This window comes from Gemmatimonas sp. UBA7669 (assembly GCF_002483225.1).
Taxonomy (GTDB): domain Bacteria; phylum Gemmatimonadota; class Gemmatimonadetes; order Gemmatimonadales; family Gemmatimonadaceae; genus Gemmatimonas.
Map to the genome: position 1 here is coordinate 46,608 of NZ_DLHL01000051.1, position 26,137 is coordinate 72,744.

General features: G+C 65.4%; 23 protein-coding genes. 19 read left to right on the top strand and 4 right to left on the bottom strand.

Annotated features, from left to right (window positions below):
• Positions 1–129 precede the first annotated feature (129 nt).
• From B2747_RS14280 to B2747_RS14305, 6 genes are all read left to right on the top strand, one after another.
• Positions 130–597, top strand: coding sequence for a hypothetical protein (locus B2747_RS14280; RefSeq protein WP_291162296.1), 468 nt, complete (start codon positions 130–132; stop codon positions 595–597).
• 240 nt (positions 598–837) lie between these two features.
• Positions 838–1,989, top strand: a complete 1,152-nt coding sequence (locus tag B2747_RS14285; protein WP_291162299.1) for an FAD-dependent oxidoreductase — start codon at positions 838–840, stop codon at positions 1,987–1,989.
• Between the two features lie 73 nt (positions 1,990–2,062).
• Positions 2,063–5,038 (top strand): S9 family peptidase, encoded by a 2,976-nt coding sequence (locus B2747_RS14290; protein WP_291162302.1) that lies wholly within the window; start codon positions 2,063–2,065, stop codon positions 5,036–5,038.
• Positions 5,038–5,880, top strand: coding sequence for an endonuclease/exonuclease/phosphatase family protein (locus tag B2747_RS14295; RefSeq protein ID WP_291162950.1), 843 nt, complete (start codon positions 5,038–5,040; stop codon positions 5,878–5,880). Before B2747_RS14290 ends, B2747_RS14295 begins: the two co-directional genes overlap by 1 nt.
• Positions 5,881–5,912: 32 nt before the next feature.
• Positions 5,913–6,056, top strand: coding sequence for a hypothetical protein (locus B2747_RS14300; protein ID WP_291162304.1), 144 nt, complete (start codon positions 5,913–5,915; stop codon positions 6,054–6,056).
• Between the two features lie 56 nt (positions 6,057–6,112).
• Positions 6,113–6,586, top strand: coding sequence for a hypothetical protein (locus B2747_RS14305; protein ID WP_291162306.1), 474 nt, complete (start codon positions 6,113–6,115; stop codon positions 6,584–6,586).
• A 60-nt stretch (positions 6,587–6,646) separates the two neighbouring features.
• On the opposite strand, the gene B2747_RS14310 is transcribed toward B2747_RS14305, so the two are convergent.
• Positions 6,647–8,611: a M20/M25/M40 family metallo-hydrolase gene (locus tag B2747_RS14310; RefSeq protein ID WP_291162308.1), complete on the bottom strand. Its 1,965-nt coding sequence runs from the start codon at positions 8,609–8,611 to the stop codon at positions 6,647–6,649.
• A gap of 298 nt (positions 8,612–8,909) precedes the next feature.
• Here B2747_RS14310 and B2747_RS14315 point away from each other — a divergent pair, with 298 nt between their 5' ends.
• The 4 genes from B2747_RS14315 (at position 8,910) to B2747_RS14330 (ending at position 12,464) form a co-directional block, all read left to right on the top strand.
• Entirely contained in the window at positions 8,910–10,631 is a 1,722-nt protein-coding gene (locus tag B2747_RS14315; RefSeq protein WP_414652200.1) for a GMC family oxidoreductase, read from the top strand.
• On the top strand, positions 10,631–11,422 hold the full coding sequence (locus B2747_RS14320) for a gluconate 2-dehydrogenase subunit 3 family protein (protein ID WP_291162312.1): 792 nt from the start codon (positions 10,631–10,633) through the stop codon (positions 11,420–11,422). The genes B2747_RS14315 and B2747_RS14320 overlap by 1 nt, the downstream gene beginning before the upstream one ends.
• Complete coding sequence (locus B2747_RS14325; protein WP_291162315.1) at positions 11,419–11,823, top strand: hypothetical protein; 405 nt, start codon at positions 11,419–11,421, stop codon at positions 11,821–11,823. Before B2747_RS14320 ends, B2747_RS14325 begins: the two co-directional genes overlap by 4 nt.
• A 161-nt stretch (positions 11,824–11,984) precedes the next feature.
• Positions 11,985–12,464, top strand: coding sequence for a hypothetical protein (locus tag B2747_RS14330; protein WP_291162318.1), 480 nt, complete (start codon positions 11,985–11,987; stop codon positions 12,462–12,464).
• A gap of 28 nt (positions 12,465–12,492) precedes the next feature.
• On the opposite strand, the gene B2747_RS14335 is transcribed toward B2747_RS14330, so the two are convergent.
• Together B2747_RS14335 and B2747_RS14340 are read right to left on the bottom strand one after the other, a co-directional pair.
• A complete protein-coding gene (locus B2747_RS14335; protein WP_291162320.1) occupies positions 12,493–13,830 on the bottom strand; it encodes an alpha/beta hydrolase family esterase in 1,338 nt (445 codons plus the stop codon).
• Between the two features lie 283 nt (positions 13,831–14,113).
• Entirely contained in the window at positions 14,114–14,872 is a 759-nt protein-coding gene (locus B2747_RS14340) for a YqjF family protein (RefSeq protein WP_291162322.1), read from the bottom strand.
• 79 nt (positions 14,873–14,951) lie between these two features.
• On the opposite strand from B2747_RS14340, the gene B2747_RS14345 reads away from it, so the two are divergent.
• The 4 genes from B2747_RS14345 to B2747_RS14360 all read left to right on the top strand — a co-directional run bounded on the left by B2747_RS14345 (position 14,952) and on the right by B2747_RS14360 (position 19,314).
• The gene (locus B2747_RS14345; RefSeq protein ID WP_291162325.1) at positions 14,952–16,154 is read left to right on the top strand and encodes a 6-bladed beta-propeller; all 1,203 of its coding nucleotides are present in this window, start codon (positions 14,952–14,954) and stop codon (positions 16,152–16,154) included.
• Between the two features lie 45 nt (positions 16,155–16,199).
• Complete coding sequence (locus tag B2747_RS14350) at positions 16,200–16,937, top strand: hypothetical protein (RefSeq protein ID WP_291162328.1); 738 nt, start codon at positions 16,200–16,202, stop codon at positions 16,935–16,937.
• A 243-nt stretch (positions 16,938–17,180) separates the two neighbouring features.
• Positions 17,181–18,680 (top strand): Ig-like domain-containing protein, encoded by a 1,500-nt coding sequence (locus B2747_RS14355; protein ID WP_291162331.1) that lies wholly within the window; start codon positions 17,181–17,183, stop codon positions 18,678–18,680.
• Positions 18,667–19,314, top strand: a complete 648-nt coding sequence (locus B2747_RS14360) for a hypothetical protein (RefSeq protein ID WP_291162334.1) — start codon at positions 18,667–18,669, stop codon at positions 19,312–19,314. Before B2747_RS14355 ends, B2747_RS14360 begins: the two co-directional genes overlap by 14 nt.
• A gap of 15 nt (positions 19,315–19,329) precedes the next feature.
• Here the strand turns inward: B2747_RS14360 and B2747_RS14365 are convergent, their stop codons facing one another.
• Complete coding sequence (locus B2747_RS14365; RefSeq protein ID WP_291162337.1) at positions 19,330–20,019, bottom strand: twin-arginine translocation signal domain-containing protein; 690 nt, start codon at positions 20,017–20,019, stop codon at positions 19,330–19,332.
• Between the two features lie 197 nt (positions 20,020–20,216).
• On the opposite strand from B2747_RS14365, the gene B2747_RS14370 reads away from it, so the two are divergent.
• The 5 genes from B2747_RS14370 to B2747_RS14390 all read left to right on the top strand — a co-directional run bounded on the left by B2747_RS14370 (position 20,217) and on the right by B2747_RS14390 (position 26,137).
• Complete coding sequence (locus tag B2747_RS14370) at positions 20,217–20,663, top strand: Dps family protein (RefSeq protein ID WP_291162340.1); 447 nt, start codon at positions 20,217–20,219, stop codon at positions 20,661–20,663.
• 198 nt (positions 20,664–20,861) lie between these two features.
• Positions 20,862–22,016, top strand: a complete 1,155-nt coding sequence (locus B2747_RS14375; RefSeq protein WP_291162343.1) for an HlyD family secretion protein — start codon at positions 20,862–20,864, stop codon at positions 22,014–22,016.
• A gap of 18 nt (positions 22,017–22,034) precedes the next feature.
• The gene (locus tag B2747_RS14380; protein WP_291162346.1) at positions 22,035–24,203 is read left to right on the top strand and encodes a glycosyltransferase; all 2,169 of its coding nucleotides are present in this window, start codon (positions 22,035–22,037) and stop codon (positions 24,201–24,203) included.
• Between the two features lie 46 nt (positions 24,204–24,249).
• Positions 24,250–25,215 carry an ABC transporter ATP-binding protein gene (locus B2747_RS14385; protein ID WP_291162349.1) on the top strand — a complete coding sequence of 322 codons (966 nt, stop codon included), beginning with the start codon at positions 24,250–24,252 and terminating at the stop codon, positions 25,213–25,215.
• Entirely contained in the window at positions 25,205–26,137 is a 933-nt protein-coding gene (locus B2747_RS14390; RefSeq protein ID WP_291162352.1) for an ABC transporter permease subunit, read from the top strand. Before B2747_RS14385 ends, B2747_RS14390 begins: the two co-directional genes overlap by 11 nt.

Genomic DNA, 26,137 nt, shown 5'->3' on the forward strand with positions numbered 1-26,137 from the left:
CCAGAATTGCAGTTGACGAATGTCGTACAGCGGTTGACGGCGCCGAATACGAGGGTGCAGAATCGAGGATCCCGCTCCTTCCCGCCGTCGCAGAATCCCACCCATGCCTGACATTCGCCCGAGGCAGCCATGACGTTTCTCTACGTCAACCTCATGTGGGCTATCGTGCTCTTCGGTGTCTTGCTGTGGACCACGGCCTGCGTGGTGCTCAATGCGGCGCTGCGTCGCGGCATGGGCCTGATGGGCCTGGCGCTCAGCTACGGGGTTCTGGTGTGGATGCTGGTGGACCTGCCGTGGCGCGAGGCCGTGGTGACATGGAGCGTGTTTGCAGCGTTTGGTGGCGCGCTCACGGTCCTGTATGAGCTCTGGGCGCGCCGGAAGTACGCTGGCACCGGTCGCGCGCGCCGGCGCCTGGTGCGTCTTGAGGGCATCCTGCTGTGGCCGTCCATGGTGCCGGATGCCGTGGGCCTGATGCTCAACGATGCCGGCATCATTCCGGCTGACGAGCGCAGTGAGACACACGAGGAGGACACGCGGCGCATCACGGCCGAGATGGCCACGCCAACACCGGTCAACTCCGAGGCCGTTCGCCGATGACGTGGAGTGTACCGCTCATTGTCGTTGTTGTGCTTGGAGTCAGTGGCGCGATTTTATGAACGATGTCCCGCACTCCTTGCTGCCCACGTACGATAGTCATTTGGTACGGCGTCCTCTCCGCGTCTGACGAACAGCATGGCATTCGTGACTTGCTGTCGCATGAAAGAAGCCCTCCCAAGAACTCGCCAATTGGAATGGCAGGCACTCTCCTGCCCATAGGGCTTGAACTGGAGGCGGACGATGCAGGTGCAGGGCATGCAGGTAGTGGTGGCGGGTGCAGCGACAGCAGGCGCGGCGACGGCGCTCCTGCTGGCACGGGCCGGTGCTACCGTACACGTGGTAGACCGCGTTTCGCAGGTCCGGCCGGTTGGCGCCGGTATTGCGTTGGCCAGCAATGGCCAGGCGGTGCTCGAGCGCCTGCAGCTCAAGGCTCTCCTTGAGCGAGCGACACGGGTGGCGGGTGCGCGCATTGTGGATGCGAACGGGCGAACACTGCTGGCTCCACCACCTGGCGTCGATGTACGCATCGTCACCCGTGCCGCATTGCAGGCCGCACTGCAGGAGGCCATGCGGAATACGCCGGGCCTCACGCTGGCGTTCGATGCCACGGTTGAGGAGGCCACACCTGACGGTCGCGTGACCGTGCGTCACGGCGCAAGCGGACAACGCGAAGTCATGCAGGCAGATCTCGTAGTTGGCGCCGACGGTGTACACTCGCGAGTGCGGGAACAGGGCAAGTTCGGTGCGTCAGTGCGACGTTCCGGGATTCACTATATGAGAGCCCTCTCACCGGCCGCACCCTCAGCGGCGTTGGAGGCGTTGACGTCGGCCGGTCTCTTCGGCATGCTGCCGCTGGAGCGCGGCAGCTACCTCTATGCCAGTTGCGGGACGCCGGAGTTGGAGCGTGCGATCAAGGCGGCAGACCTCGATGCCTTTCGCATGGCGTGGCAGCGAGCCTTCGCGCCGAGCGCCGCGTTACTTGCTCCGTTGCAACGGTTTGACGAACTGCTGGTGCATGAGGTGATTCGCGTCTCGTGCCGCCAATGGCACGACGGACGGCTGGTGCTGGTTGGCGACGCGGCCCATGCCATGGCCCCCAATCTCGGACAGGGTGGCAATAGCGCGCTGGTGGATGCGGTGGTGCTGGCGGAGTGCCTGAACGCGGCAACCGACCTGCGCGACGCCCTGTCGCAGTACACGGCACGACGAAGGCCCGCGGTAGACAAAGTGGCTGACACCTCGGCGCGACTCGGGCAGATCAGCGAATGGACACAGCCCACGATGCGCTGGATGCGGGACCGCGTGCTCATGCCGCTGGCAAGTCGGGGCGATTCGTCCCGCATGCTGCGGGACATCCTGCAGGAAGATCCGGCCTGGCTGCGGGGGCGGTAGATTCTGCGGTCCCCAACCAGGCCCGGCGGTCGCGAGGTCTGGCCATCGCCCTGCCCGTGTCCGAGATCTGGTCATGTCTGCTGTTCGCCGCGCCGCTGCGTTGTTGTCGTGGATTGTTGCGCCTTCGTTGTTGACGGCACAAGCCGCTCCTGCGGCTTCCCAAAGCTCGCGCAAACCGCTCACGCTGAGTGACTACACGCTCTGGCGCAGCATTGATGCGGCGTCGCTATCGGCAGACGGGCGTTGGGTGGCGTACGGCACGCGGCTCACCAATGTGCTCCCGGCCGATGCGAAGCCCGTTGTGCGCATCCGCGAGGTGACGAGTGGCGCCGAGACCGAGGTGCTGCATGCCTCACAGCCAACGTTCACGCCAGACGGACGGTGGCTGGCCTATCTCGTGGAACCGCCACCACCACCGCGTGGTGCGCGGAGCAACGACAGCAGCAGTGCTGGTGCCGGTATCGGCAATCAGCCTCCGACTGCTCCCCCCACTACTCCGCCGCCTGCCATCGCGCCGGCAGCTGGTGGCACTCCGGCAAGCAACCGCGGCGCACCACCGCGCCGATGGGAGCTGCGTGAGCTGGCCACCGGTACGGTGCGCAGTTGGCAGGATATTCAGTCGGTCGCCTTCTCTCAGAATGGCACCCACGTCCTGCTGCGTCGTCGCGCAGCGGGCGCCGCAAACGGCGGTGCTGCTGCGGCCAGTGCAGGTGGCGCTGCGGCAGGCGCTGGTGGTGCCGCCGCTGCCGCGCGAGCCACCGACGTGCTGCTGCACGAACTCGCCACCGGGCGCACCACATTTCTCGGGTCAGTGGCCGAGGCGCTGTTCAACAAGACCGGATCGTCGCTCGCGTATACGGTCGATGCGCCGGTGCGTGATGGGAATGGCCTCTACGTGGTCGATCTGGCCAGCAACGCCATTCGTGTGCTGGACAACGATACGCTGCGCTACGCGCGACTGACCTGGAATGACAACGGGACCGGGCTCGCCGTGCTCAAGGGACGCGAGGTCGAACGCATGCGGGAGCGCGACAACCGCCTGCTGGTGTTGCCGGATGTCTCAGGTGATCGGCGCGTGCAATTGGAGAGCAAAGCCGTCACACCGGGCTTCATGATCAGCGAACGGTCGCCGCTGGCGTTCAGTGACGACGGTGCCCGTGTGTACTTCGGGCTCATTCCGCAATCCCCCGCGCCGGACACCGCGCGGCGGCGCAGCACCGACTCCATTGCCGACGTGGACATCTGGCGTACCAGCGACGAGCGCATTCAGTCGGCGCAGATGATCCAGGCCGAGCAGGATCGCAATCGCACATTCCGCCAGGCCTTCGATGTTGCCGCCGGCCGCTTCGTGCAGCTCTCCGATAGTACGCTGCGCGACATTGAGCTGCCCGTGTACGGCGTGTACGCCATTGGACGCGACCAACGTGCGTACCAGTCCGACTACGAAGCGGCTTCGGCGGACATCTACCGGGTGGACACGCGGACAGGCCAGCGCACGCTCCTGCTGCGCAAGCAGGTCCTCGGCCGACACATCGCCGGGTTGTCTCCTGATGGTCGGTACTTCCTGTACTGGCGCAACACGCGTTGGAACGCCTGGGACCTGGCGGCGGGCAGCAGCCGTGTGCTGGGCCCCAACGCGCCGAGCTTTCTCGACATGCAGGAGGACAGACCAGGGCCGCGTCCGCCCTACGGCATTGCCGGTTACACGCGCGATTCGAGCGCGGTGGTGGTGCATCACCGATTCGACGAGTGGTTGCTGCCACTTGATGGCAGCGCGGCGCGCAATCTCACCAACGGTCAGGGCACGCGTGATCAGGTGGTGTACCGCTGGATCCGCACCACACCGGTGGACTCGAGTGTCATGCGTGGCGCTCGTGTATTGCGCGAGGTTGACCTTTCGCAGCCGGTGAGCTTCTCGATGTACGGCGAGTTCACGAAGAAGAGTGGCGTGGCCCGTCTTGCCGGTGGCACACTCACCCCGCTGGTGTGGGCCGACGCACAGTTCAGCACCCCGCAGCGCGCGCAGTCCGCTGAGCTGTATCTGTTCACGCGGCAGAGTTATCAGGAGTTTCCCGACTTGCTGGTTGCGGATGCCAGTCTGGCCAATGCGCGCAAGGTGTCGGACGTGAACCCGCAGCAGGCGCAGTACCAGTGGGGACGGCGTCTGCTGTTTGACTACGTCACGCGTCGCGGTGACAAGCTGCAGGGGCTCATTACGCTGCCTGAGGATTATCAGCCGGGGCAGCGTCGACCCACGTTGGTGACGTTCTACGAGAAGAACTCGCAGGGTCTGCATCGCTACCCCATGCCCAGCTACATCACCGGCATGGGCGCCATTCCTGCTGAGGCCACGTCACGTGGCTACGTGACCATGGTGCCCGACATCGCGTTCCATGGCGGCTCGTCGCACAGCGACATGCTGGACGCTGTTGAGGCGGCCACAAAGAAACTCATCGAGCTGGGGTATGCCGATCCCAAGCGCATTGGCGTGCATGGACACAGCTACGGCGGCGAAGGGGCGGCATTCATTGGAACGCGCTCCAAGATGTTTGCCGCCGTGGGCATGGGCGCCGGCGTGACGGATCTGTTCTCCGATTTCAGTCAGAGCTGGGGCTGGAGCTATCAGGTGCAGGGCGGCAGTGGAGAGAACGGCAATGGCTACTACTTGAGCGGTCAGGGCCGCTGGGGCTTCTCGCCATGGGACAAGCCCGAGGTGTATCGCTTCGAGTCCGCGCTGACGCATGTGCCCAACGTGTCGTCGCCGTTTCTCATCATGCATGGCACCGCCGATCCGACGGTGAGCTTCACCGAGGGCATGAACTTCTACAACGCGCTGCGCTACAACCGGAAGGAAGCCGTCATGCTGGCCTATCCGGGTGAAGGCCACGGGCTGCGCGGGCTCGCCAATCGCCGTGACCTGACGTCCCGCTACTTCGATTTCTTCGATCACCATCTCAAGGGCGCGCCGGCACCCAAGTGGATGACGGATGGCGTGCCGTTCATCCTCAAGGATCGTCCGGCCGCGGCGGCGCCGGTGATTCGGCCGTGATGCGCACCACGGGCCACCCCGCGCGCCGGCGTCCGCTGATTCGCCTCGCGCTCTGTGCGGTCACTTTGTTGCTGACGGGCCAGCCGGTGCATGCGCAGCGTTCACCGCAGGCCGATTCGTTCGTGGTGGCCACATACAACATCCGCCACGGCCGCGGCATGGATGGCGTGGTGGACCTGGCGCGCACAGGCCGTGCGATTGGCGCATTGCGCGCCGACGTGATCGCCCTGCAGGAGGTGGATAGACTGGTGACACGATCGGGGCGTGTTGATGAACCGGCGGAGCTCGGCGCGCAACTTGGCATGTCGCACGCCTTTGGTGCGTTCATGCCCTATCAGGGTGGCGAGTATGGTCTGGCGATCCTTTCGCGTTTCCCGATCAGGCGCCAGCGGGCGTTGCGTCTGCCCGACGGCAACGAGCCCCGTGTGGCGCTGCTGGCCGAGGTGGAGCTGCCTTCGCAGCGCCGTGTGCTGGTGGTAAACGTGCATTTCGACTGGGTGGCCAACGACTCGCTGCGATACCGGCAGGTGGAGTCGCTGGCCGCCGTGCTTGATACGGTCTCGCTACCTGTGGTGCTGCTTGGCGACTTCAACGACCAGCCAGGCTCGCGTACCCTCACGCGATGGGCGGACCGGTTCCGCACGGTGCCCAAGCCTGCCAGCGATCGCTTCACCTTTTCGTCCACTGAACCCACGCAGGAGATCGACCACATCCTGCTCGCGCCGCGTTCGGCCTGGACTTCGGACACGGCCCGCGTGGTGACCGACCCCCAGACCTCGGATCATCGGGCGGTCGTGGCGCGGGTGCGACTGGTGGAACGGGCTCGACGCGGGACTCATTAGCCCACTGCGCCTTTCCCTTTCCGAGGCCCAGCATGCACATCGGTCGGCAATACACGTTGGTCGAGTTTCTGTATTGGTCGCGGTACGACAGCTATTGGATTCTCGGCGGCGCGGTGGTGCCGACGGTGGCGCAGCCGATTGTGTGGTTCCGGCAGCCTGATTTGGCCGACCCGTGACGGACGCTCCGGGTGGCCGGGTTTACCTCAGTACCCCCACCTGGAGCTGACCGACCATGGCACCCACCGCCCGTGTGCTGCGCTTCCCGTTCCTCGTCGCGGCAGTGTCGCTGCTTGCCTGTCAGAGTCCCACATCAGACGATCCGCCGGTGAGCGGCCAACCTCGACCGGTTGTTGCCAGTCCGACTGGCCAGCGATTCGACGCGGCGATCATCGACAGTGCGCGCGTTACGCAGGACGTGCTGCAGGTGTTCGTGCAGTACGGTGGCGGATGTCAAACACACAACTTTGCCCTTGTTTCGTCGGGCGTCTTCCTCGAGTCCTATCCGGTTCGGCTCGGCCTGAATCTCGCGCACGATGCCAACGGTGATCGGTGCAAAGCCCTCAAGACGTCAGTGGAGCGCTTTGACTTACGTCCGGTACGCCAGACCTACCTGACCAGCTACGGGCAGGGCGGACCGCTCATCCTCGAGCTGCGTGAGCCGGGCCAGAGCGGCAAGGTCGTTTCGGTGCGCTACGACATACGGTAGGCAGGGCACGTGCGCCAGCGCTCCGAACGCATGGTATCGGAGCGCTGCCGTTGCCGGGGATTAGCGCGCCGGCCGCGCCTCGGGACGTCCACCCGGATGCCACGCCGGCTTGTCACCATCAGCGAGGAGGCGCACCGCCTTGGCAGTGGCGCTGATGACCTGCGCCATATGCGACACGTTCACCGTGCCCGCTTCATCCTTGGGATGGTGATAGGGCGTTGCCAGGTTGAACGAGGACAGTGAATGCGCGGGAATGCCGATGCGCGCGAACGCCGCGTTGTCGCTGCGTGTGAAAAAGCTCTGACCCGGACGCGGATCGGGCATGAGGGGAATGCCGTTGTCGGTCAGGAGGTCGCCCAGTGTGGAGCGCTCGTAGCCCGTGAGCCAGGCGCGGCCGAATCCGCCGGCAATGGAGTCGGGGTGCGCGATCATCTCGATGTTGAGATCGACCACGGTTTGCTCGAGCGGCAGCAGGGGGTGCTGCAGATACCAGCGCGTGCCGATGCCGCCCATCTCCTCACCGGTGATGGAAATGAACAGAATCGTACGCTTGGGCCGCGGCCCGTTCTGCAGGGCACGGGCAATCTCCAGCAACGCCACGTTGCCGGAGGCATCGTCGTCGGCGCCATTATTGATGGAATCGCCATCCACCGCGCGTCCAATGCCGATGTGATCGTAGTGCGCGGTTACCAGCACGACTTCATTGCGCAGCGCGGGATCGCTGCCACGAATGACGCCGGCAATGTTCTGTGTGCGTAGCCGCTGTTCGGCAGGCAGCGCGTTCCACGCCGCCCACGATTCCACCGGCGCCGGACGCGTGCGCCCGGTGGCGTTGGGACCCTGGGCCGCGCGCAGCGGGATGTGCTGGCGATAGCCGCCGGAATCGCCCGCCGGTGCGAGACCCACCGCCCGGTATTCCTGCTCGAGCCAGCGCGCGGCGCGCTCCATACCCGGCGAGCCGGTGAGGCGGCCTTCCATGCTGTCGGCAGCCAGAATGCTGATGGCCCGGCGCACCCGCGCGGTGTCGATGCGATCCAACCAAGTGGCGGCGGCGCTCCTGCTGGCCGCAGCCGCCGTGCGTGGCTGCGATTCGGCCACCATGGCCAGCCACTGACGATTGGGACTCACGGCCAATCGCGAGATGCGCGCTAGATGCGCGAACCCAAAATCGCCAATCTCGCGCCAGGTGCCGCGCGCTGTCCCGCTGCCCATGGTCCACTGCATCAGCTTCGTGTTCTGACCGGTGAGCAGCGTGGTGCTGTCCACCCAGGTCACGTCTTCCGTGCCCTCGGGCAGGGCCACCAGGGTGTCGATGCGATTGCTGTTCACGTCCAATCGCATGACATGCCAAGGCTGAGCGCCCTTCTGCACGAAGCTCACGAAACGTGTGCCGGGAATGCGATGCAGCGAGCGGCCGATGTCGCGCGCGAGAATGCGTGAAGGTGTGGTGCCACCCGTGCGCTGCGTGCGTGTGACCTGCAGCGTGGCCGGGCTGCCGAGCACGAAGGTCACCCAAGTGGAGTCATCGGGCTGCGCGAAGTAGCCGACGGGCTTGAGGTCCGGCAGAATGACGGACGGTGCGCCACTCCCCAATGGCAGGCGCCAGAGTCGCTGCGTGGAATCGGCCTCAACCCGAATGACGGCCAGCGCAGCGGTGTCGCCGAGGATGGGCGCGGCCGAGTACTCGCTTTCGGGTTGCGTGCGACGCAGTGGCGCGCTGAGGCCGGTGGAGAGATCGAGGCGCCAGATGTCCGTGTGTCCGTCGCCGAGGTTGGCGGTGTAGAACACGGCGCGACTGTTGGACGCGAAGACGGGCTGATTGTCGTAGCCGGCGCGTCGGGTGAGGTTGGCGGGCACCCCCGGGCGCACACTGTCGCCGCGCACGGTGAGTGGCACCAGATACACCTCGGCATCGGGAGACGGGGTGTTGGTGCGGGGCACTCCGCGCTGAGCCTGGGCAGCAAACGGTGTGAGCGCGGCGATGAGAAGCGCCGTCGGCAAGGCCGGGGCAGCGTGGTAGCGCATGGGCGTGGGGGAGCGTCGTGGGTGAGGCAGGTCCGGCGATCCCTTCACGTTGCGATACCGGTGCACGGCGCACAACCGGTGGGTCTTACGCGCTGGCGGCCCATTCATCAGTTTGTGTAACACGCCGTGAAACACGAAGCTGCAGCCCGTGTTCCAATGGTGTCCCACCCTTGTTTGTCCCTCCCGTACAACCACTCCCCGCCCTTGGCGGACCTGTGGGGCCCACTTGATTCAGAGTACACCCAAGTCGCAGACCCAGTACGACGTGATTGTCGTGGGGTCCGGTGCCGGCGGCGGCATGGCCGCCTATCAATTGGCCGTAGCCGGTCTCAAGGTGCTCGTGCTCGAAGCCGGTCGCAGTTACGACCCGGTGCGCGAGACACCGATGTTCAAGCTGCCGCGTGAGGCACCGCTGCGTGGCGCGGGTTCTCGCGAGAAGCCGTTTGGCTTCTATGACGCCACGGTGGACGGCGGCTGGGAAGTGCCGGGCGAGCCCTACACCAACGCGCCGGGCACGGACTTCCGGTGGTGGCGCGCGCGCATGATGGGTGGCCGCACGAATCACTGGGGCCGCATCTCGCTGCGCATGGGCGAGTACGACTTCAAGCCCAAGACCCGTGACGGACTGGGCGCCGACTGGCCGCTGTCGTATCAGGATCTTGCGCCGTACTACGACAAGACCGAGATGCTCATTGGCGTGTACGGCGGCGACGACGATCTGGAGAACACGCCGCGTTCGTCGCCCGGTGTGCTGCAGCCGCCGCCGGCACCACGTCCGGTGGAGATGCTGGTCAAGAAGCACGCCACGCCGCTTGGCATTCCGGTCATCCCGGCGCATCTGGCCATCATGACGCAGCGTCAGGATGCCAATCGTCTGCCGCGCCTGCTGCATCCGGGCAACGCGCTGGCGCAGCGCGTGCTGCGGCAGTCCATGTTGCAGCGTCAGGCCTGCTTCTATGCCACGCCCTGCGGCTGGGGCTGCAGCATCAAGGCCAACTTCCAGAGCACCACGGTGCTGCTGCCGCCGGCGCTGGCCACGGGCAATGTGGACATCGTGCCCAATGCCATGGTGCGCGAGGTCACGGTGGGCAAGGACGGTCTGGCCACCGGCGTCAACTACATCGACAAGAACACGCGGCAGGATCGTCATGTGAAGGCGCGTGTGGTGGTGCTGGCGGCCAGCGCCGCCGAAACCGCGCGCATTCTGCTCAACAGCAAGTCCACGCAGAATCCGCAGGGCGTGTCCAACTCGAGCGGCTTGGTGGGCAAGTACCTCATGGACACGGTGGGTGCCGGACTGGGTGGGCAGATCCCGCTGCTCGAGAATCTGCCGCCCTACAACAACGACGGCGCCTCGGGCATGCACGTGTACATCCCCTGGTGGCTGTATAAGGAGCAGATCGGCGGCAAGCTCGACTTCGCGCGTGGCTATCACGTGGAGTTCGGCGGCGGGCGCGGCATGCCGGGCAACGGCTCGTTCAACTTCCTCGAGAATCAGACCGAGGGCGCATACGGCAAGGCCTACAAGGAAGCCGCGCGTCGCTACTACGGCTCGTTCGTGTGGTTCGACGGACGCGGCGAGATGATTCCGAACGAGGACAGCTTCTGCGAGATCGACCCCGAGGTGGTGGATCAGTGGGGCATTCCGGTGCTGCGCTTCCACTGGAAGTGGTCGGACCACGAACTCAAACAGGCTGTGCACATGCAGAAGACCTTCGCCGAGATCATCACGGCGATGGGCGGCAAGGTGAACGGCACGGTGCAGACCGACGGCAGTCGCGCGATCGCGCGCGGTGGACAGATCATTCATGAGGTGGGCACCTGCCGCATGGGTGAAGACCCGCGCACGTCGGTGCTCAATCCGTACTGTCAGTCGTGGGACGTGAAGAACCTGTTTGTCACTGACGGCGCGCCGTTTGTGTCCAACGCGGACAAGAATCCGACGCTGAGCATTCTGGCGTTGGCTTGGCGCACCACCGACTACATCCTCGACCAGATGCAGAAGCGGGAGGTAGGCTGATGGAGGAGAACAGCAAACTGCGACAGCCCGGCGGCCGGGAGCCGGAACTCCAGCAGCCGAGTGACCGGGAGCCTGAGGGGCAGGGGGCTGCGGTCGGGGATGGCACCGTTGAAGCACCGGTGGGCTTGGTTCGTCGCGACGCGCTCAAGGCCATGGCCGCCGTGGCGAGTTTGCCGATCCTGTCGGGGCTTCCGTTGGCTGATGCCGAGGCGCAGACGGCGCCCGCTGCGAAGGCCGGCGCGCCCGCATCGCTGCAGCCGCCTCGTGCTGCGGGCGGTCCGCGTGGTGATGCCTGGGATCCGGACCTGCTGCGTCCCAAGAAGGACTGGCCGCGCAAGCTGACCACGAGTGAGATGGCCACACTGGCTGCGCTGGCGGACATGATCATCCCGGCGGATGACAAGTCGCCCAGTGCGTCGGCCGTGGGGGCGCATCACTACATCAACGAGTATGTGAGTGCGCCGGGTGATGGCAGCGCGCGCGATCTGGTGCGCGTGCGTGGCGGGGTGAGTTGGCTCAACCTCGAGAGTCAGCAGCGCTTCGGCAAACGCTTCACGCAGCTCACCGTGGCGCAGAAGACGGCCATTTGCGATGACATCTGCTACGTGCCGAAGGCCAAGCAAGAGCACAAGGCGGGCGCGCGCTTCTTCTCGCTGGTGCGCAACCTCGTGGCCACGGGCTTCTACACCACCGATGCCGGCATGAAGGACGTGGGCTATGTGGGCAACGTGGCGCTGCCCAAGTGGGATCCGCCTTCGCCGGCTGTGCTCAAGGCGTTGGGGCTCGAATGAGTCGTCATGCGGTGCTTGCCGGTCTTCTCGGCCGGCGAGTACGCGCGGCGTTCGCGGTGTGTGTGCTGGGCGCCGTGTCCGGGTGTGGCTGCCAGTTGGTGGGTTGCATGACGGGCGTGCGAGTGGTGGTGACCAACGCGCCGGCGGGTGGCTACACCGCGTTCGCCCGCTCCGGTAGCGGCAACACGCTGCGAGAGGTGCGGGTGACCTGTCCCGATGGTAAGGGATGCGGGGAACTGCTGTTTCTCGAGGGAATTGACGGAGCACCGGTCGATCTCACGATCAGCACGGCCACCGACACTCGGTATTTTCGTTTGAATCCAAAGTTCAGCAAACAGCAACCGAACGGCGCGAGCTGCGGGCCCACCTGCTTCTATGCCGAGGAGAGTGTGAGTTGGTAGTGAGGTGCTGTTGTCGGTCCTCGTTGCATTGACGAGATCGTCAACAGCTCACGCAGGGAAGGGGAGCTCGCAGAGTCCGCAGAGAACGGCCGTCGGGGTTGATCATTTCGGTCTCGGATTGCAGACGCGGATTCATTCACCGTTTGCGGAGGGTATGTCCAGTGACTTGGCAGTCGAAATCCATCGGTAGGGGTTTGCATCGTGCATTACTCACGCTCGCCGCATGCATTACCCTGGTCATGCCGCAGGCTGCACGAGCGCAAGGCGACTCGGTCTCGTTCTGGTTCCGTTTGGCTCCAGACTCGTCGGTCAGAGCGGACGAGGTGGCCATCATTGACTTCTTTCCTGAGCAGACGCCGCTGGTTCGCGTCCATGCAGGGCTGGCAACCGGTCGGGAGATCGAGAATCTCAAGCGAACCCTGATGATGGTGAGGAGGCAGAACAACGGCACGTTCCCGGTTGGCCGGCGCTTGGTGATTGCTCGCGATCCGAACCGCGCAGCCCCTGATACAAATCGCGCGGATGCCGGGGGGCGTCGCGAGGTGAGGCTGCTGCGCGAAGTCGAGCAGCGCGCCAAAGATGACCCCGGGGTGGTGCCAGTCATCATGACGCTGGTTGTCGACAAGGGAGGCAGAAGGTAGCAGCGTAGGAGTCCGTTGCGTGGCTTCCCTATCCGGCAGCCGCAGTGTCGCGCGCCATGCGGGTGAAAGGAAACCCGTTGCAGCCCTTGCGAGGATTGCTGCGGTCCGCGGGTGGAGTGGCGCGCGCTGAGTCGGCCGAGGGCGCGCGATAGGCCGTGAGGCAGTAGGCCCAGGTGTAGGGCGGCATGCCCGGCAACTCCATCCAGTCGATGCGTGTGTAGAGCCCGCGATCGGCCGGGTTGCTGGCGTCATTGCGGGCAATGAGGAACTGCTCGGCCACGTCCCACGAGAGCACATGGTAGCGGAGGCGCGCGCCCTGACGAAAGAGCGTGTCGCTGATGGCGTAGCGTACGTTGTAGTCATCGCGCCATGCACCGCGGAGCGGCGAGCCTGTGGCGCGTGACTTGGGATGCGCCTTGAAGAAGGCCCAAATGACCTCCGTGGCGTTCATGGCGTTGCCCGGATCATCGCCGCGCGCGCTGCCGCGCTGACCACCGGGCCAGGCATGGCCCACGTTCTTGACTTGATGTACTTCCACGCCGAGGCCCGTGGGGCAGCTCCAGCGCCAGGTGATGGCCAGGCGTGTGTCACTGCTGGCGGGTGTGGCGGTGCAGCCGTTGCTGCGCGCCCAGAAATTGCCCTGATCGACGTTGGGGCGTGCAGGTGTTCCATCCCACTGGCCCTTGGCGGGGCCGCCGGGAGGGCCACCGTTTGCCGGGACGGATTCGTCCAGCAGGCCGTTGATTGCGATGGCCGACACGGGTGATGAGGCGGGCGGTTCGTCGCCAAACACGGCGCCCACGACCGGGGCAATGGCCGCGATCCGATGGGACAGCTCACGCCCAATGCGATGCGACATCATGCCGCCGTTGGACATGCCGGTGACATAAATGCGCGACGCGTCCACGGCATATTCACGCGACACCTTGCTGATGAGCGTGTCGATGAAGGCCACGTCGTTGACCTGATCCTGCATGGCGCTCGCGCAGCAGTGGCCGGCGTTCCAGGTGAGCAGCATGTTGCGCGCCTGTCGGCCCGTCCCGTTGGGATAGGCCACCAGAAGGCGCTCCCGCTCGACGAGGCGCGTGAAACCTGTCATGCGTTCGGCGTTCTCCGCGTTGCCGCCGCCGCCATGCAGCACTATGACCAGTGGCGCCGGTGTGCTGCGCGTGTTGTGGCCGCGCGGCGTCCGCAGTACGTAACTGCGCGTGCGACCGTCCACCTGCAGCGATTGCTCCTGCTCACCGCCGCGATTGCCGAGGCGGTCCCGGATGGGGCGGCGCTGGGCGTTCGCGATCGAGGCTGTGGGCAACAGCGTAGCGGCGAGCACGGCGGCGCACAGCCAGGTCATGGGGCGTATTGTCATGTATTGGGAGACGATAGCGCGATTGTGGCGTTAATGGCGAGACTCTGCAGCACTGGCGCTCGACCATGGTCCAGATCCTGAACAGCTCACGCAGAGGAATGGAGGGCGCAGAGGGCGCAGAGAACCGCGGTCGGAGTTGAACAGCCTTGTCGCGGATGGCGCGGATGGTGCGGAAACAGCACGGATTCAGAAAAGCCTGATGGAGACTACTCCTCTGCGTCCTCTGCGCCCTCCATTCCTCTGCGTGAGCTGTTGCAGGTCCAGCCGTCAGCAACGAAGCCCGCTACAGGGTACCAAGCCGCCGCAGCGGATGAATCGAAACGTTCACCGGCTCCGCGGCGAGCACTGAGACTGGCGGTCCATCCAGCGCGTAGCCGGCGAGCGTGGCGGGGCCGATGTCGAACTGGTCGACACGCGGCACATGCACACGATATGGCGTGTGTGAAACCCGTCCCCGATATAGCCGTCCGGCGCGGTCCACGCTGTAGAGCACGTAACGCTCCACGAGGAACTCCTCGAGTGAGCCAGAGGAGGCCGGACTGCCGGGGCCCGCAGCGTCCCATGCGTAGCGCCAGGCCGGGCCCTGCTGCCCCCGACGTTGGCAGGCATAATGCAGCGCCGATCCCTGTCGCTCGGCGCGCATGATGGCGTGCTCGTAGGGCAGGTGAAAGGCGCGTCGTGCGATCTCGACGGCAATGGGCTGGTTGCAGTCGAGCGAATGAAACCACACGCCGGGTACGCCATTGGCGTCGTGCACATAGGTGCGCACATTGAGCTCGAGAAACCACGACAGCCAGGGCAGCGGCGGCAGGAAACGAGGCCGCACACGGGCCATGGCAAAGGGCACGATGCCCACATAGGCCCGCCCAGCAAAGGTGTGCGCGGTGAGGCCCGGCGGAAGCAGGCGCTGCACCGCATCGGCGTCGACGGCCCAGTGCAGAAAGAGCAGGTCGCGCCAGGTCTGGGCGCCGACGACGGGACCCAGTGCCGCGGGGTCGCGCTGCGCCACGAGCGATTGCAGAGGCGATGTGGTGGCCATCATGTCCATAAGGTAAGTTCTGGCGCGTCGGCAACTGTTCCCGATATCGCAGGAATCGGGATTTCTCCAACCGGACAATTCAATGCCTCAGTGGTTCCCGTCTGCTCTCCGTGTGCCAACGGCCGCGCTTCCACTGGTGCTGTGCACGATGGTCGCAACCGGCGCCTGTAGCCGAGGTGACGCGAGTCGCGCCAGGTACACCACCACGGACTCCGCGGGTGTGCAGATCGTGGAGAATCGCGCCGCCGATGATTCACTGCCGTGGCAATTTGAGCGCATGGCCCAGATCGGTGGCGCGGACAGCGGCGTGCAGGCCTTCGATCAGGTGGGATGGTACAACGTGTCCACCGATGGGCGCGGACGCATTGCCGTGTTTGATCGGGACAACGGCAACCGCGTGCAGGTGTTCGACTCGCTGGGCCGTCATCTGCGTACTATGGGGGCGCGTGGTGGCGGGCCAGGTGAAGTGCAATCCGCCGATGCGGTGTACATGGACGCAGTCGGCACCGTGAGCGTGTATGATCGTTCGAAGGCCGCCATTGTGCGCTGGGCTGCGGACGGCGCGGTGTTGCCGGAGCTGCGCGGGTTCGAGGGGCGCGGACGGATCTGGAGCAAGACACTGGTGCGTGCCGACACCGTATATACGGTCATGGCTCGGTCGGACAGCCTGCATGGCATGCAGGTGATGGAGCGCTGGACTCCGAATGATACGCTTGGCCTGGATTCTCTCGTGCATGTGCGCAAGCCCATGGTCCGATTCAGTTGCGTCGGGCTGGCCATCCCGCCGTTGCTGGAGGGTGCGCTGCATTTTGCCGCGAGTGACAGCGGGCTGGCGCTCACCTCCCAGTCGCAATACACGGTGGATGTCTACCGCGATGGTCGGCGCGTTCGCAGCCTGCGACGCGCCATCACGCCGGTGCCGACCACCATGGATGACGCGTCAAAGCTCTACCCGGACGGCATGCGTGTGCAGTTTGGCGGTTCGAAGGAGTGCGTTGTGCCTGCGCGCGAACTGGCCGAGAAGCTGGGTATGGCGCCCACCGTTCCGTTGTTGCAGGGTTTGGCCTGGGCGCCCGACGGCAGCCTGTGGGTGGAGCGATACACCTTCGAGGGCGACCCACCGCGTACCGATGTCTTCGACCCGCGCGGCGGCTACGTGGGCACGGCGTACGGACGCTCGCTGCCGCTGGGCTTCCTGGGATCGAACGTGGTGCTGTTTGCCGAGCCCAACGCTGATGATGGGTCAAGTCGGGTGGGTGTGTTTCGCATACAACGCGGCCCCTGAGTGCCCACCGGTAGCGATTGGCGTAGCTGGCGCGTAGCGTAGGGCATGTCGACATCCATCCTTTCCACCATGACGCGCCGCGCTGTGGTGCTCGCCATGCTGTTGAGTGCTGCGTCAACCGCTACGTCGCTGGGCGCGCAGGCGGCCACCTCAACGGGCGGGCTCACCGCGGCGGTGGGACATTGGGCGGCCGGCGTGACCAATACCGCGGGCGCCACCGACGCCGGCATTACGGCCAATGGCGAGCGCTGGAGCGGGCGCAGTGATGCTGCTGCGCTCAGCGCGCTGGCGCGTCGCTGGTTTGGCACCGCCGACAGCAGCTTCGTGGCCAACGCCATGTCGAACGGCGCCTTCCCGTACGCGGTGCACGACGCCACCACGCGGTTTGGCGACGGCATGCTGGCTGTGGACTTTCGGCTGGATGGCGGCAAGAGCGACCAGTTTGCCGGCATCATGTTCGGGCTGACGTCGCGTGGGGAGTACTACGCGGGTCGCTACAACACCAAGGACGGCAACGTGGCCATCTGGACCTTTGCCAATGGCGAGCGGCGTGTCCTGGCCAAGGGCGCGGGTGAGAAGCAGCTGCCGATGGGTGCTTGGCACCGGCTGGAGCTGCGCGTTCGCGGGCGCGAAGTGCAGGTGCGTGTGGCGGGGCATCCCGAGCTGACGCTGACCCATCAGTTGGACAGCGCAGTGTCTGGTCGCGTGGGGGTGTGGGTCAAGCGGGATGCGGTGACATCATTTCGCGGCTATACGGTGACGGCGGCGGGGAAGGCCAACTGACGCGCGCTGTCTCTGCGCTCGACCGAATCGCCGCTTCAATACTTGATCCTAACAACTGCCGCTGCGCCGTGAGCCACCCGGGCGGTCGTTTACGCGTGTACAGGTCGCGCGCCGGCGCCAAGGCCGCTGCGCATCCGTATCGGCAACTCGCCACCAGCAACTCGCCACAAGCAACTCGCCAGAGGCAACTCGCGAACAGCCAGATTGCCGAAGATTCGTCAAATGTTCGGAGCCGCCATTCCCATGCTACGATCCCGCTTGCTGTCTGGCATGCATGCCTTGATGGCCTGTACCGTCTTGTTCAGCGCTGCGTGTGGTGGAGGGGCCGGCGACGGTCGTCCTGTGGCTCCGCCTCCACCCGCCGATGCCATCAGCGCCGTCACGGTCACACCATCGAGCATTGCACTCGTTGTTGGCGCATCTGTGACGCTCGTCCCGAATGCCACCACGGCCGGCGCCGGCGTGGTGGTGAACTATACCTACGCATCGAGCGCGCCTGCGGTCGCCACCGTGAGCGCGAGTGGCGCCGTTACTGCCGTTGGCGTGGGCTCGGCTGCCATCACGGTGACCGCCACCGGCAGTGGCAGCGGCTTCGCGACCAGCACTCGGCAGGCGGTGGCGACCATTGCGGTGACGGCGCCGCCACCGGCACTGACGGGGCTGACGGTCAACCCGGATAGCGTAGCGCTTGTCACCGGGAGCAGCACTCCCCTCACCGCGACCGCAACGCCTGGTGGCGCAGGCGTGAATGTGGTGTATGCCTATGCCACGAGTTCTGCCAGTGTGGCGAGCGTAGACAGCCGTGGCGTCGTTTCTGCAGTGAGTCCAGGTACCGCCACGATAACCGTCACCGCCACGGGAACGGGCAGCGGATTCGCTGAAACCAGTTTGCAGGCGCGGACTGTGGTGCGAGTGACCACGCCACCGCCCGCACTGACGGGGCTGACGGTGTCGCCGGACGGCGCACCGCTCCTTACGGGTGACACGCTGCGGCTCACGCCGACGGCCACCACCGCCGCATCTGGCGTAAACGTGACGTACGCCTACGCATCGAGTGCCGCGACCGTGGCCAGTGTGGATAGCCGCGGTGTGATCAGCGCGGTGAGTCCGGGCACAGCGACGATCACCGTTACCGCGACAGGATCGGGTAGCGGCTTCACGACGACCACGCTGCAGGCGCAATCGGTGGTGCAAGTCTTCGCGCCACCACCCGCCCTGTCAGACCTGGCGGTTTCACCAACGAACGCCGCGCTCACCACTGGGGATTCGGTGCGGATTGCCGTGGCCCTGACCACGGCAGGGCAAGACGTGAGCGTGAGCTACACCTACGTCTCCAGCGCGCCTTCGGTTGCAAGCGTGAACAACCGTGGCGTCATCAGCGCCGCGAGTCCAGGCATGGCTTCAATCACCGTACGGGCCACGGGAAGTGGACGCGGTGTCGCCACCAACAGTCTTGAGCGCGTCGTCAGCGTAACGGTCTCGGCGCCGGCGGTGCCACAGTGGCGACGCGTAGCAGGGCATCCCGGGGAATCATGGGCGGCGCGCTGGGGCGACTGGACCGTGGCCGTCGGCCGTCTTTGGGTCGTGGAGAACGAACGGTTGAGCACCAGCGCGCCGCGCATTCATCACTCGGTGGACGGCGTGAGCTGGCAGACACTCGATGCTCGCACCCTTGGTCTGCCGGATCTGCAAATCGGCTCTGACAATTTGGGGTGGCAACACCACGCTGTTGGCTGGCACTGATCGGGAAGTGGTGATCGCGACCACGCTGGTCGCGCCGCTCACCGCCGATGGCAATACGCCGTATCGCACGCATCCTTGGGTGCTTCTGGGCAACCTTGGCAATTGGACGGTACAAGGGCCGGCCAATTCGCCGGGCCTCAATCCTCGGCAGATAGCGGGCGCCGACGGGCTGGAGTTCATCGCAAGCGCGATGACAGGGGCGACGGCGTCGTGGGGCGATCGAGTGGTGCTGCTTCCGCGCGGCATTTGGTGGAGGCCGGGCGCCACCACCGACCAGAGCTTTCTGTCACTCACGAGCGCCGCATCCGGCTCGTGGCAACTGTTCGCTCAGCGGGGCTATCCGTGGGGTGTGGACAGCTTTCAATGGATGACAGGCGCTGCCGGCACGCCCTGGGAATTCTTTGCGGTCGGCCACGTGGGCTTCCAAACCGCCTTCTGGTTTTCGGCCGACGGCCACCGCTGGGACGTGGTGCCGGATCCGGTGCGTCACGTGTGGGTTTCACGTGACGCACAGCGCTGGGTGCGCATTCCCGAGGGACCCACGTTCACGAAGATCATCGGGTTGGACAGCCGGCTGTGGGGATTCCGTGCGGGTGCGGTGTGGGAGCTCGATATTTCGAGTGTGCGCGAATGAACGGACAACACCGTATCACGTCGCCCGAAAGTACTTGCACCCGAAGTCCTGCGCGTGCAGTGCCGCAAACACACCAGACGGCTGCATGATGACGCCCGGAACGAGCATGCTTTTGGCACGCTGCTCGGCCTCCGTCTCGCTCACCTTGTCCTCGCGCGCGACCAACGCCACGAGATCGCCGAATGCGCGGCTGCAGGCCAGTGCAATGCCACCACGCGCCATGAACTGATCGAGCGCCATGGCGTCGAGTTCGGCCGGCTGCTCACCGCGTTTGGAGGACAGCAGGGCCACGTTGCGATCGGTGGGTTGCTCGGTCCACGGGTGCAGTACGCCGCGTGCCTTGCCGATCTGATATTTGTCCCAGAAGGCCTGTGTCATGGCCAGCACAATGGCGTTGTGGCGCAGCACCAGCACCGTGGTCGTGTCACTGGGCGGAACACCCAGCGTCTGCTGATACTCCTGCTGCCACAGCGACGCGCGCCAGACGCCGTAGCCGTTTTCGATTTCTGGCACATCAAACACCACGCGGTGTTTGGTGGTGAGCTTGCGTGTCCAGGTGAGGTCCCAGCGCTGCTGGTCGACACCCACGACGCCCGACACGCCCGACGCATCAGACGGCGCAGCCGACAAGGGCAGCGACAACAATCCGATGGCTCCCGCGGACACACCGAGCTGGCCCAGAAACTCGCGACGAGAAGACGACATGTGGGACCTCCGGCACATTAGGGTGACAGCTAAGTGCCACAGACATAGCTCCGAACCCCACCCCGGTCAAAGAGAACTCGGCACCATGAGCCAAGCTACTCCGTTTGGGGTATGTATAGAGCGGGACGTCATGATCAGTGTTGCAGGATCTGATCACCCCCTTGTCACCTCGGACCCTTGAACAGGAGACTCTGCCAATGTCCCAAGCAAACCCAGCAGTTGTCGAAGCGCTGGCCCAACTGCTGGCCGACAGCTACACGCTGTACCTCAAGACACAGAACTATCACTGGAACGTGACAGGGCCGATGTTCACGACCCTGCACACGCTCTTTGAGACGCAATACACGGAGCTGGCGCTTGCGGTGGACGAAATCGCCGAGCGTCTGCGCGCAGTGGGGGCCTATGCGCCGGGCAGCTACTCCGAGTTTCTGGCGATGAGCACCGTGGAGGAGGCCAGCGGTCACCCGGCCGCCACCGCCATGGTTGAGCAGCTCGTGGCAGATCAGGGCAAGGTTGCCCGCTCGGCCAAGCGCCTCATCGAGGCGGCCGAGCAGGCCAAGGATCAGGTGAGTGCCGATCTTGGCGTACGCCGCGCTCAGGTACACGACAAGAACGCCTGGATGCTGCGCAGTCATCTCGAGTAAGGCGGCACATTCCAATTCGCGGGGGCGGAGTGGACGATCCACCCTGCCCCCGTGTCACATGTGGGGATGGGTGGTGTCTGCTTCATGATGACCGTCTCAAGTATCGGACGCGTGCGTCCGACGCTCTCCTTGAGACTCTCAAGCCGATCACCATTCATGTTCCTGAAACGACTCGACACGCGAGCGCCGAGGCTCCTGTTGACCGCCACCATCATTCTGGCGGTCGGAGCCGTGTTCATGGAGCGCGCGCTGTATTCGACCTCCATTGAAGCGGTGGTGAATGCCCCCCGCGTGGAGCTGGTGGCGCCCATAGAGGGCGTCGTGGATTCCGTTGGAAGCGCGCTGGGCGCTTTTGTATCGCCGGGCGCCGTGCTGGTCCGCATTCGTCGCGATGGGCTCAACGCCGAAGGGTCGCAGTCGCTGGCCACACGTTCCACCTTGCTGGAGAGCCGTGCCAACATCATTGGTACGGAGCTCGAGACACTGATTGCCCTTCAGGAGTCGCTGGTGAAGCGCGAGACGCAGTTTCGCGCCACGCTCATTGAGCGCCTGCAAGCGGAGCTGCGCGCGGCCGAAGGACGGTTGGCGGAACGCCGACTGGTGGCCGAGCAGACCGACGCGCTGGTGGGCGTGAATGGCAGCAGCAAGCTGGATGTGGCGCGCGCCAAGGCCGCGCTGCTGGAGGCTGAGTCGGACCTGGCGCGTCTGCACACCACGTTGCGCGCCGCGAAGGCCAATGTGCTGTCCGATCAGAGCGGACAGGATGTGCCCTATTCGCGTCAGCGCATCGATCAGCTCACGGTGGACATCGCGCGCCTGCGCGCGGAGCGCGACGCGCTGCGCAGCGAGGCACGCACCATCATGGACGGTGTGGCTGTGTCGCCGGCGGACAGTCTGGGCACGGTGGCGGTAAAGGCACCGGCTCAGGGTGCGGTCTGGCAACTGGCGGCGGTACCGGGTGAGCGGGTATTGCGCGGTGCGCCGCTGGCCACGGTGGTGGATTGCTCACGCGTCTATCTCGAAGCCAGCGTGTCGCCACGCGACGCGGACAATATTGACGTAACCAAGCCGGTCATCGTGCGCTTGGCCGGCACCATTGAAGAAGCCCGTGGCACCGTGCGCACAGTGCGCGGTGGTGGTCTGCGGCTCGAGAACGCGTCGGCCGCCGAGCTGCGCTATCAGGATCGGCGCGCCGACAGTCGTGTGATTATTGACGTGGACCTGTCGTCGATGCCGCAGTCGGCGGCCAACTTCTGTCAGGTGGGTCGTCACGCCAAGGTGTTCTTCGACGATCGTGCGCCGCTGCGTCCGCTGCAGTTCGCGAGCCGTCAGGCGAACAAGCTGTTTCACTAGGCTCCGCCCCCTTCGCTCGTGACGTTCGACGCGGCGCCGCTGCCGACCTGGGTGCCCTCGGCACTGGCCATCCTGATCTTCGTGGGGTTGGCACCGATGGTCAGTATGCGGCGCCCCGTACTGCGTGCCGGGGTGGCGGCGCTGGCCATCGTGTTTGCGCTGCGCTACGCCATCTGGCGTACCATGGATACCGTGGTGCCGGTGCCATTCGACGGCTCACTGCAGAACGCCTGGGTGTGGTTGTTCTGGGCCGCGGAGATGCTGTTGCTGTTCGAGGGCGCGGTGTACCTGCTGATGGTGGCCCGTCACCGCGACCGGCATGCGGAGGCCGACGACAACCAGCGTTGGTACCGTCAGCAGAGTGCGGCCACGTTGCCGTCGGTGGACGTTCTGGTGCCGACGTACAACGAAGGCTGGGATGTGTTGCAGAAGACGCTGGTGGGTGCGCTGGCGCTCGACTATCCCAACATCACGGTGTACGTGCTGGATGACGGCGCACGTGACTGGCTGGCGGATGAGTGTCGTGCGCTCAATGTGCAGTATCTGCGCCGCCCCGACCGCGCGCATGCCAAGGCCGGCAATATCAACCACGCGCTCAAGCATACCTCCGGTGACCTGGTGCTGGTGTTTGACGCGGACTTCGTGGCGCAGCGGGATTTCCTGCAGCGCACGGTGGGATTCTTTCGCGACGAGCGTGTCGGGTTGGTGCAGGTGCCGCACCATTTCTTCAATACCGATCCGGTGCAGGCCAATCTGGGGGTGTTCCAGAAGCACGCCGACGATCAGGAGTTCTTCTTCACGGACATCATGGCCTGCCGCGATGGCTGGGGCGTGGCGTTCTCCTGCGGCAGCAACAGTCTGGCACGGCGTTCGGCGCTCGAGGCTGTGGGTGGCATTCCCACCGACTCCATTACCGAGGACATTCTCACCAGCATCGTGCTGCTGCAGCGCGGCTGGCAGACGGTGTATCTGAACGAGCGACTGGCGCGTGGTCTCGCCCCTGAAGGATTGGCTGCGATGTATACGCAGCGTGCACGCTGGGCGCGTGGTGGCATTCAGCTGCTGTTCCTCAAGAACGGACCACTGTTTGCGCCCGGGCTCACGTTCATGCAGCGGCTGTTCTTTCTGCCCATCTCGTGGGTGGCCACCAACCTCTGCCTGCCCCTCATGATTCTGGGGCCGCTGCTGTTCTTGTGGCTCGGCCTGGTGGCGGTGCCGTCGGCCATTGGCGCTGACCTGCTGCAGTTTCAGGTGCCGATGCTGATTGCCATGTGGGGCGGCACGCGGCGTCTGGCGACGGTGCATCGCAACACCATCATTGCCCTGGCGAGCACGGTGTTTGCCAGCTTCCGTCTTACACCGGCCGTGGTGCACAGTCTCTTTCGTCCGTTTGCCGTGGGCTTCAAGGTGACGCCCAAGGGCAAGCTGGCGCAGGGCATGCAGGTGGATGGGCGGGCAGTATTGATTTCGCTGGGCGTGATTGGCGGCATGGTGAGTGGCATGGTGGTGAATCAGTTGCCGAGTTTTGAACGCGTGCCGCCGGATGCGTTTCTCACCCCGAGTCTGTTCTGGGGGACGATGACGGTCGTGGTGATGTTTGCCTGTCTGCTGATGTCATTCGAGTTTGATCGCCGCCGGGGAGAAGAACGCTTCGAGGTGCGCGAGATGCACGAGGCCAGTGTGGACGAGGCTCGGCATCGGGTGGAAGTGATTGATGTCAGTACGACCGGTGTGGCGATGGCCTGGGGTATCGCGCGGCCGGCGGTGGGCACGCCCATCACCCTGCACCTGTCGGACGTGGGCGCGTTACCGGCCGTCGTAACGCGGCATATAGGTGAGGTGGGGCTGGGCGCGCAGTTCGAGGAGCTCGACGCGGTCACGCAGCGGGTGCTGATTGCCAAGATCTTCACGCACGCCTATGAGAATCACGGCAAGGTGGTGAGCGGCACGGCAGATCGTCTCGGGGTTTGGCGTCGCCTGGCGGGCGCGCCACGCAAGCGGGAGGTGCCGGGCTGGGCGCGGCTACCGCGGACGGACACGGCACCGGTTGAGCGCTCAGCGGAGAATGCAGCGGAGCATGCCGCGGGTGGCGTGTACAGCACCGGTGTGCGGCCGGACCTGCGAATCGGACCGGCGGAGGCCTATCCGCGGTTGATGAGCGCGCGGGGACTGCGCAAGGTAGCTTGACGGTGCGCTGAAACCCGCGAATGCCTCCCTCCGTTGGGCTCCGCACATGTCTCCGCCCCTCATCCAGACCTCTGAGCTCACGCGACGCTACGGCGCAGTGACCGCGCTTGATGCGCTCACGGTGACCATCGAGCCGGGTATCACCGGACTGGTGGGCGCCAACGGGGCGGGCAAGAGCACATTGGCCAAGATCCTGCTGGGACTGGTGGCGCCCAGCAGCGGTTCAGCGAGTGTGATGGGTCACGACGTGGTGCAGGGCCGCGCCGAGATTCGCGCGCTGGTGGGCTACATGCCCGAACACGACTGCCTGCCGCCCGAAATGAGTGCCACCGAGTTCGTGGCCTTTCTTGCGCGCTGCAGCGGACTGCCGGCCACTGCTGCCCGAGAGCGCGCCGCCGAAGTGCTGCGTCACGTGGGGCTTTTCGAGGAGCGGTATCGCCCCATGGGAGGCTACTCGACGGGCATGGCCCAGCGCGTCAAGCTGGCGCAGGCGCTGGTGCACGATCCCCGTATTCTCATTCTCGACGAACCCACGAACGGTCTCGACCCTGCCGGCCGCGACGACATGCTCGCCCTGGTGGCGCGTACGGGACACGAGTTTGGCATTTCCGTGTTGGTGTCGTCGCACCTGCTGGGAGAACTCGAACGTATCTGCGAGCGCATCGTGCTCATTGAGCAGGGGCGTCTGCGCCGCGTGGCGAGTGTGGGCAGTCTCACCGAAGCCACCGGCACGCTGGTGGTGGAGCTGGACCGCGATGCCGCCACACTGGAAGCCTTCGTGCAGGCGCTCGGCAGCCGCGGTGTGACGGCGCGTCTCGATCGGCATCATGTCCTGGTGGACGTACCGGCGGCCGAGGCCGCCTCGTACGATGCCTCGACGCCGCATGTTGCGCATCACGCGGAGTACGCCGTGTATGACGCGGTGCGTGATGCGGCACTGCGTCTCGATGCCGGCATCTTGCGTCTCGAACGTCGACGTGGACAACTCGCGGAGCTTTTCCATGAGTCGTGACGCTGGGACGCCTGCCGCCGCGAGCAAAGGCGTGACCAGTGGCGCGAGCAGTGGCGCTGGCGACACATCGGTTATTCACGACCTGGGTTATCGGCGCTATGACGGGGCGCGCGATGGCGCGCGCGGCGCGTTTCACGCGCTCACCTGGCAGGGCATTCGCACCCTGCTGGGTATCGGGCGTCCGCTCAAGGCCAAGGCGGTGCCGGTGTTTGTGGCGGTGGTGACCATGTTGCCGGGACTCGCGTCGCTGGCCGCGGCCGGCGCGTCAGCCGGACAGATCCCACTGCGCTACGGCGCCCTGGTCGCGCCGCAGCTCATCATGTTCGTGCTCATGGCAGCGGCGCAGGCGCCAGAGCTGTTCAGTCGCGATGTCCAGCACAAGGTGCTGCCGCTGCTCTTCACGCGGGACCTGACACGCGATCGCTATGTGGCGGCGCGGTGGCTGGCGCTGTTTACCGTGATGTTCGCGATTGCTCTTGCCCCGCTGCTGCTGCTCTATCTCGGCGAGATCGGCATTGCCAAGGATCCGGCCACCACCTTTGCCAGCATGCGCGGCAAGATCGGCCCGGTGCTGTTGCTTGCCACCTGCACCGGCTGGGTGCTGGCCAGCGTGAGTGCGCTGTTGGCCAGTCTCACGGCGCGACGCGCGTATGCCACGGCATCCATTCTGGCGCTCTTTCTGGTGAGCGCAGCGGTGGTGAGTGGCCTCGAGAAGGTTGCAGGCCTGCCCGAAGGACTGGCGGCGGTGCTGCAGCCCATTGAAGGCTATCGCACGCTGGCGCTGCAACTGTTTGGCGAAACCTCGCGCGCCATGGAGCTCACGCCGCCGCCTGCGGTGTGGGTTTATCTCGTGAGCTACGGGGCCATCGGTGCCCTGGCCATCATCGGCCTGGTGTGGCGCATGCGCCGGATGAGTGTATGA